Origin of the sequence: Desulfuribacillus stibiiarsenatis (assembly GCF_001742305.1) — a bacterium.
GTDB classification, from domain to species: domain Bacteria; phylum Bacillota; class Bacilli; order Desulfuribacillales; family Desulfuribacillaceae; genus Desulfuribacillus_A; species Desulfuribacillus_A stibiiarsenatis.
Map to the genome: position 1 here is coordinate 1 of NZ_MJAT01000030.1, position 565 is coordinate 565.

The window sequence follows — 565 nt, forward strand, 5'->3', positions numbered from 1 at the left end:
CACACCACGAGAGTTTGTAACACCCGAAGCCGGTGGGGTAACCCGCAAGGGAGCTAGCCGTCGAAGGTGGGATAGATGATTGGGGTGAAGTCGTAACAAGGTAGCCGTATCGGAAGGTGCGGCTGGATCACCTCCTTTCTAAGGAAAATAGCGGAGTAACATCCGCTAAAGAGACCAAAGGTCTCACAGGGAACTTGACGAAATGATTGCACTGTATAGTTTTGAGGGAGCTTTTCCTTCGCACAAGCGAAGAAAAAACCCTTGTTCCATGACAACTACACATAAAACCGAAAAGACATCGGAAACAAAAGCAAGTAAAGAAATACCAAGAAACAAACACAGCGTTTTTAACCAGTAAGAATGGTTAAGCTAGAAAGAGCGTATGGTGGATGCCTTGGTGCTAGGAGCCGAAGAAGGACGGAGCGAACGCCGAAACGCTACGGGGAGTCGTAAGCAGACCTTGATCCGTAGATATCCGAATGGGGAAACCCTGTATCCGTAATGGGATACAATCCATACCTGAACACATAGGGTATGAGAAGGCAGACCCGGGGAACTGAAACAT

Annotated in this window: 2 rRNA genes; both read left to right on the forward strand. The window is 48.0% G+C overall.

What is annotated here, in order from left to right:
- Window positions 1–138, forward strand: a 16S ribosomal RNA gene (locus BHU72_RS09335); the annotation flags it as partial.
- A 224-nt stretch (window positions 139–362) separates the two neighbouring features.
- Window positions 363–565, forward strand: a 23S ribosomal RNA gene (locus tag BHU72_RS09340); the annotation flags it as partial.